The organism is Kitasatospora sp. NPDC059722, from assembly GCF_042733235.1.
Taxonomy (GTDB): domain Bacteria; phylum Actinomycetota; class Actinomycetes; order Streptomycetales; family Streptomycetaceae; genus Kitasatospora.
On record NZ_JBHWGD010000029.1, the window covers coordinates 1 to 7,339 of the forward strand.

Annotated in this window: 4 protein-coding genes; 1 reads left to right on the top strand and 3 read right to left on the bottom strand. The window is 73.4% G+C overall.

Going from position 1 to position 7,339, the window contains the following annotated elements:
• Positions 1-199: 199 nt before the first annotated feature.
• Together ACFV4F_RS19840 and ACFV4F_RS19845 are read right to left on the bottom strand one after the other, a co-directional pair.
• On the bottom strand, positions 200-2,653 hold the full coding sequence (locus ACFV4F_RS19840) for a SulP family inorganic anion transporter (protein WP_380504046.1): 2,454 nt from the start codon (positions 2,651-2,653) through the stop codon (positions 200-202).
• A 440-nt stretch (positions 2,654-3,093) separates the two neighbouring features.
• Positions 3,094-4,101, bottom strand: coding sequence for an ATP-binding protein (locus ACFV4F_RS19845; protein ID WP_380504049.1), 1,008 nt, complete (start codon positions 4,099-4,101; stop codon positions 3,094-3,096).
• A 233-nt stretch (positions 4,102-4,334) separates the two neighbouring features.
• Between ACFV4F_RS19845 and ACFV4F_RS19850 the strand changes: the two genes are divergently transcribed.
• Complete coding sequence (locus ACFV4F_RS19850; RefSeq protein ID WP_380504052.1) at positions 4,335-5,225, top strand: oxidoreductase; 891 nt, start codon at positions 4,335-4,337, stop codon at positions 5,223-5,225.
• A 431-nt stretch (positions 5,226-5,656) separates the two neighbouring features.
• Here the strand turns inward: ACFV4F_RS19850 and ACFV4F_RS19855 are convergent, their stop codons facing one another.
• The gene (locus ACFV4F_RS19855; RefSeq protein WP_380445085.1) at positions 5,657-6,556 is read right to left on the bottom strand and encodes an HAD family hydrolase; all 900 of its coding nucleotides are present in this window, start codon (positions 6,554-6,556) and stop codon (positions 5,657-5,659) included.
• Positions 6,557-7,339 lie beyond the last annotated feature (783 nt).

The window sequence follows — 7,339 nt, forward strand, 5'->3', positions numbered from 1 at the left end:
CCGAGAGTCGAACGGACGTCGTGGTGGCGGGGCGGCCCGCGGCCCCCCGCGGGGGCCGCCGGGCCGGCCGTCCCGGCGGCCACCGGGAAGGCCGGCCCGACCGTCGAGCGGCGCCGCCGCCGAAGCCGCGGAGGTCGCAGGAGGTCGGAGGGGGTGGGCCCGTGCCCCGGCCCGCCCGGCGGGGACACGGGCCCGGCTCTCAGGCGGCCAGACGGGGATCCCCCTCACTGCCGGCGGCGGACACCCGGTCCGTGATTCCATTCACTCCTTCGGGCGGGCACACCGCCGGTGCGCCCGGTGCCGCGCCGGCGAGCGCCTCGGCCGGCCCTGCTTCGGCGGGCCTTGCTTTGGCGGGCCCTGCCTCGGCCGGACGAGCCTGGACCGGGCTGAAGGTGCCGGCCTCGCGGTCGAGCACGTACGCCTGGGCGGTCGCGAAGTCGAAGTACATCCCGACCAGGCGCAGGGTGCCCTCCTCGACCCGGCGCTCCACCGCCGGGTTCGCCAGCAGCTGGTCCAGCTGCTGGACGACATTGGTGATGCAGAGCTGCTCGGCGAGGTCCACCACCGGCCGTTCGGCGAACTCGGCGGGGGCCCGCCGGAGCCGGTCGAGCGAGCCGCGGCCGTTGCGCAGCCAGCGGGTCAGCGGGGTCGGTGTGCCCGGGCGCTCGTGGACGCCGTCCAGCAGGGCCTTCATCGCCCCGCAGCCGGAGTGGCCGCAGACGGTGATCGAGCGCACCTCCAGCGCCTCGACGGCGTACTGCACCGCGGCGGCCACCGAGTCGTCGGCCGCACCGGGCTCGAACGGCGCCGGCACGAGGTTCCCGACGTTGCGGACGGTGAAGAGGTCGCCGGGGCCGCTGTTGGTGATCATGCTGGTGACCATCCGGGAGTCCGCGCAGGTCAGGAAGAGCTGGGAGGGCGTCTGGCCCTCCCGGGCCAGCCGGGCGAGCTCGGGCCGGATCAGCGGGGCGGTGTGCTGCTGGAACACCCGGACGCCGTCGAGCAGCCGGCCGTGCGGGTCCTCCTGCCGCTCGATGCAGTGGTGGCCCACCCAGGGCGTCCAGGCCCGGCAGCGGTGCGGACCCGGGGAGCTGCCGGCGCGGACCGTCCCGTCGGGGTCGAGCACCTCGTCGTCCTGGCGCCGCGTCACCATCGAGACCCGTCCGCCCGCGGCCTGGTGCCCGGAGCGCCAGCTGTGCAGCGTCTCGTACGCGGCGTGGTCCAGGAAGGAGCCGTCGTGGACCACCGTCACGTCGGCGTCGGCGGGGATCCCGGCCAGTGCCCGGCTCAGCCGGGGCACGGCGGTGAAGGTGAGCGGGCCGTGGGTCTGGACCGTCACCGAGCCGTCGGGGCCGGCCAGCACGTCCACATGGGCGCGGGTGAGCCGGTAGAGCGCGAGCAGGACGGCGGTGGCGGCGCCGAGCGTCACGCCCCACAGCACGCCGAACACCACGACGCCCAGCCCGGTGGTGAGGTAGACCGGGAACTCGCGGTGCCGGTGGACCTTGCGGATGTGCGCGAAGCTCATCATCTGCAGTCCGACGACCAGCACCAGCGCACCCAGTGCGGCCAGCGGGATCCGGCGCAGCCCGCCGGTCAGCGCCACGGCGGCCGCGAGCACCCAGACGCCGTGCAGGACCGAGGCCCACCTGCTCTGCCCGCCCGCGCGCACGTTGGCGGTGCTGCGGACCGCGCCCCCGGCGATCGGGAGTCCGCCGACCAGGCCGCTGACGACGTTGGCGACGCCCTGGCCGCGCAGTTCGCGGTCGAGGTCGCCGGTGCGGCGGGACATCCGGTCGATCGCGACGGCGGAGAGCAGCGACTCGACGCTCGCGACCGCGGTGACGGTGAGGACGGCGGCGACCACGCCGGCGAGCGGCCCGTGCGGGAGCGCGGGGACGAACGAGTGCGGTTGCCAGGAGGGGAGTTCGATGTGGGCGAGCGGCAGGTTCGTCGCGGTGGCGAGCGCCGTGGCGGCGGCGATGGCGGCCAGCGGTCCGGGCACCCTGGCCAGCTTCGCGCCCAACTCGCCGGCGCGGCCCGGGATTCGGCCGAGCCGCGGCCAGCCGAGCAGGACGGCCACGGTCGCCGACCCGATCAGCACGGCGGGCGGGTGCGGACCGGCCAACTGCCCCGGCAGCGCCAGGATGTTGGCGATCGCGGAGCTCTGCGGGGAGCCGCCGAGCACGACGTGCAGCTGGGCGATCGCGATGGCGAGCCCGACCCCGGCGAGCATGCCGTGCACGATGGCGGGCGAGACGGCGAGCGCCGTCCGGGCCACCCGGCGTGCGCCGAGGAGGAGTTGGAGCAGCCCGGCCGCGAGCGTGATGGCGCAGGTGGCCCGCCAGCCGTACTGGGCGATCAGCCCGGCGGTGATCACGGTCAGCGCGGCCGAGGGGCCGCTGACCTGGAGGGGCGTGCCCCCGAGCAGCCCGACGACGATGCCGCCGACGGCGGCCGCGGCGAGGCCCGCGGTGAGCGGGGCCCCGGTCGCGAGCGCGATGCCGAGGGAGAACGGCACGGCGATCAGGAAGACCACCAGGGAGGCCGAGAGGTCCTGCATCCACCGGACGCGGGGGCCGGATCCCGGACCCGGCGGCGCGTGGTCGGTCGTGTCGGAGGCGATGGGGGCGCTGGAGATATCGAGGGTCATTGTCTTCCCGTCTGTCCGGGGGAACGAACGCAGTCAGGTCCGGCGGCGAGTCCGGTCGTGGGGCTCCGGGGCGGATCGGCTGTCGTGGGTCGCGACGGTGTGGCGGGATGGTGCGGGCGCGGCGGGGAGTGCGGGTGTCACCGGCCGGACCTCGACCATCGGGGCCCGCCAGGGGCCTCGGCGAGGAGCGGGAGGCCTCGCAGAGGGCCGTCGGGACGGACCATCAAGACTCGGTAAACCGAGGGTAATGAAAGCTTTGCACGCGGTCACCCGTGGCGGAAGGGGAAAAGCCCCTGATTCACCCCATTGGGTGGTGTTCGAACCGCCGCAAATCTGCTGGTGGGCACCCCGGACACGTCGAACGGGCCGTGCCCTTCCCCGGGGTGGGGGAGGGCACGGCCCGTTCCGGTACCGTGCGGCGGCTCGGTCCGGCCGGTTCGTCAGGCGGGCGCGCCGGCCGTGGCGGGCCGCCCGCCGTCGTGGGCGAACTCGCCGAGCACGAAACCGTGGTCGACCTGGGTCGCGAGGTCGACGCCCACCTTGGCGCTGGCCCAGCTCTCCGCGTTCCGCAGGTGGAAGAGGACGGCCTGGTCGGTGTAGCGTCGCGCGTCGCGCCGCTCGTGGGCGGCGTCGACCTCGGTCAGCAACTGCTCCAGCACGGCCCGGTTGGCCGGCTCCAGCGTCCTCAGCGGCGGCTCGCCGCCCTGCTCCAGGCGCCGCACCCAGTCCGAGTGCCCGAAGGTCGTGAGCAGGTCGTCGCCGACCTCGCGGCGCAGGAACGCCAGGTCGTCCGGGCCCTGCACCTTGTTGCCGATCACCCGCAGGTGCACGCCGAAGTCGCGGGCGTAGTCCTTGTACTGGCGGTAGACCGAGACGCCCTTGCGGGTCGGCTCGGCGACCAGGAAGGTCAGGTCGAAGCGGGTGAACAGGCCGGAGGCGAAGGAGTCGGAGCCCGCCGTCATGTCGGTGACGAGGTACTCGTCGCGGCCGTCCACCAGGTGGTTGAGCAGCAGCTCGACCGCGCCGACCTTGGAGTGGTAGCAGGCCACCCCGAGGTCCTCCTCGGTGAAGGCGCCGGTCGCGAGCAGCCGCACCGAGCCCTCGTCCAGGACGATCGGCCGCGCGCAGGCGGCGTAGACCGGGTTCTCCTCGACGATGCGCAGCAGGCGCGAACCCCGGCCGGGCGGCGTGGTTTTGATCATCTCGTCCGCCGAGCCGATCAACGGGTTGCCGCCGCGCAGGTACTCCTTGATCTCCGGCAGGTGCGCGCCGAGCGAGGGCAGTGCGGCGGCCTGGTCGTCCGTCAGTCCCAGGGCGGGGCCCAGGTGCTGGTTGATGTCGGCGTCGACGGCGATCACCGGCCGGCCCGTGGCGGCCAGGTGGCGGATGAACAGCGCGGACAGCGTCGTCTTGCCGCTGCCGCCCTTTCCGACGAAGGCGATCTTCATCTGGGGACTCCGGCTCTCGCTCGGGGGCTCTCGCTCCGGGGGTTCCGCCCCCGGGCCTCGCCCTGGGAGCTCAACTGGCGCCGGGACGTAACTGGAAATCGTTATCGTCTCCGATAGTGGCCATGCTAGCCGGGGTTTGGGCGTCCCCGCGGACGGGAAGTGAGGATTGCCTCTAACGGGTGATGCGGGGTTGCTGTTCCGGGAGGGGCGGCCGGTTCATTACTCTCGGGTAGGTGAGCACTGGAACAGATCCCCTCGCCCCGCTGGCCCAGCTCCCCGGGGTGCCCGACGCGGTGGCCGAGGTGCGCAAGGCCGTCGACCGCCTCTACGGCCACCGGGTGATGCGCCGCCGCGCGGCCGAGGTCACCTCCGAGTCCGCGCTGCGCGGCGCCCGCGCCTCCGCGGCGCTGGCCGGGGCTGACTGGCCGCTGGAGGAGGTCCGGCGCCGCAGCGACTTCGGCGCGGACGACGGGGCCCGTACGGTCGGCGCCGCCCTGCGGATCGCCGCCGAGGCCGGCCAGCTGCTCAGCATCTGGCGGCACTCGCCGCTCCAGGTGCTGGCCCGGCTGCACCTGCTCGCGGTCGGCGACGCCGACCCGTCCGCGGGTCGTCCGCGGCGTGCGGGCGAGACGGCGGAGGAGCTGTTCCCGCTCGACCTGGAGCCGGTGGAGAGCGTCGAGGCCGTCGTGGTGGACGCCCCACTGCCGGTGCTGCCGCCCGCGCCCGCGGCCGAGGAGGTCACCGCGCGCCTCGACCAGCTCTCGCGCCTCCTGGTCGCGCGGGCGGAGGGGCAGGGCGTCGGGACGCCGGCCCTCGTGGTCGCGTCGGTGGTCCACGGGGAACTGCTCGCGCTGCGTCCGTTCGGCGCCCACAACGGGGTGATCGCGCGGGCCGCCCAGCGGATCGTGCTGATCGCCGAGGGCCTCGACCCGAAGTCGATCTGCCCGGCCGAGGTCGGCCTCGCCGAGCTCGGGACGGACGCCTACCGGCGGGCGCTGGCCGGCTACCTGTCCGGGACGGCGGAGGGCATGGGGGCCTGGATCGCGCACTGCGGCCGGGCGTTGCGGCTCGGCGTGCGGGAGAGCACGGCGGTCTGCGAGGCGATGCAGCGCGGAATGGTCTGACCGAACGGTCTCGTCCGGACGCCGGAGCGGTCTTGTCCGGACGCGGAGATGCGGCGGCACCCGATCCTGCCGGGTGCCGCCGCTGGTACAAGTGCCGGGTGACCAAGCATGCACCGGAAGTGCCGATCAGACGGGGATCCTGCCCGTTCGTCTGGTCCGGCGGCCCGACAGCGGGTCGGCTGCATGTGGGTGCTCGGCTACGTGTACGCGCGGTCCGTGGGGCCTGAACTGCGTTGTCGGTTTGACCTCTTCGGTCCTGACCGGGTCTCGCGGGCCGTGTTTCCTTTGTATCGCGTTTCGGGCGAAAGGGGAACCCGAAACGAGAAGTCTGCGGCAATTGCCCGTTTTGTCCCAAACGCGGAGAGTTGCCGGCTTCGAATCGGGCCCGGAACCGTTCCGGAGCCGCTCCCGAACGGCTCCGGGCCCGGGCGTCAGGCGGTCGGCCGCCGGCGCCGGGCCAGGTACCAGATCACGCCGGCGGTCAGCACGGCCGTCCCGACCGCCACGGCGGTGAGCACCGAGCCGCTCGGGGCGGAGAACTCCGGGAGCCGCCGCCGCAGTTCCACCGGCTTGTCGAAGACCAGCACCGGCCACTCCCGGGCCGCCGCCTCCTTCCGCAGCGCGCGGTCCGGGTTGACGGCGGACGGGTGGCCGACGGCCTCCAGCAGCGGCAGGTCGGTGGAGGAGTCGCTGTAGGCGTAGGACTGGGTCAGGTCGTAACCCTCGGTCCCGGCCAACTCCCGGATGGCGGAGGCCTTGTTCTCGGCGTAGGCGTAGTACTCGATCTCGCCGGTGTAGCAGCCGTCCTCGATCTTCAGCCGGGTGGCGATCACGTGGTCCGCGCCGAGCAGGGCGCCGATCGGCTCGACCACCTCGGAGCCCGAGCTGCTGACGATCACCACGTCCCGGCCGGCCGCGTGGTGCTGCTCGATCAGCGAGGCGGCCTCGTCGTAGATGATCGGGTCGATCAGGTTGTGCAGCGTCTCGGCAACGATCTCGCGGACCTGCTGCACGTTCCAGCCCCGGATGAGCGACGAGAGGTACTCGCGCATCTTCTCCATCTGGTCGTGGTCCGCGCCGCCGACGAGGAACACGAACTGGGCGTACGCGCTGCGCAGTACGGCCCGACGGTTGATCAGGCCGCCCTGGTAGAAGGGTCGGCTGAAGGCCAGTGCGCTCGACTTGGCGATGATGGTCTTGTCCAGGTCGAAGAAGGCCGCCGTGCGGGTGCCGCCCGGCCGGGGGTGCGCGGGGGCGGGAGCGTCGGCGGGCCCGGTGGCGCCGCCCGCGGAGTGGTCGGCGCGGTCGTCGGCGTTCTCGGTGGTGTCCACGGGAACCGAGGATAGAGGGAGCTGCAAAAACACCCCGCCATTCGGCGTACTCGCGGGCGTGCGGGTTTGTGTTTCTGGCCTCTCGGGTACACCATGGAAGTCACGGATCGTTCGCGACCGTGCTAACCCGGTCCGGCTCCTCCCCCCCGAGTCGGGCTGTGGATAGACGACCCCCGCTCTCCCCCCCGGCGGGGGTCGTCGCACGTCCGGGGCCATTTTCAGGGCTTGAAGGCCCTTCACGGCGAGTGTGCCCGGCCGACCGCCCGCGGTGTACAGGGGGTGTCGGCAGCGGGGCCCGCCCACCATCTTTCGTCACTCTGCGTCGCCATTTGCTCATGCCTGCCGATGGCCACTTGCCGCCCCCGTCGCGGCGGTCCGGGATGCCGGACGGCTCCGCGAGAGGAGTCCGACGAGGTCGCGCGGTAAGTGCGACCGGAGTCCCCGGTTCATCTCCGTGATCCCGGTTCGTCAATTCTTGGCTCATTAGCCCCCCGCCCGGGTGAACGCATTTATCCACAGGCGTCGAGTTGTCCACAGGGATTCGGAAGCCCGATGACGGAATCCCGATCAGCCCCCACCGTGAGGTTCGGCGGCGGTCGCCGGGGCCTCCCTCAGGGCCTCTCCCGGGCCCTCCCGGGCGGCCGTCCGTCCCAACCGTCGGACGTGCGCCGTCGGCCGTGAACAGCGGGGGTCGGGGCGGCGGGGGGGTCACCAAGTCGACGGCCCACACCGCGCACCCCACCCCCCGGGGGGGGTTTTAAAAAAAACTGCCCCCCGCGATCA

Coding starts and splice junctions, on each gene's coding strand:
- ACFV4F_RS19840 (WP_380504046.1), bottom strand. CDS start 2,653: ATGACCCTCGATATCTCCAGCGCCCCCATCGCCTCCGACACGACCGAC.
- ACFV4F_RS19845 (WP_380504049.1), bottom strand. CDS start 4,101: ATGAAGATCGCCTTCGTCGGAAAGGGCGGCAGCGGCAAGACGACGCTG.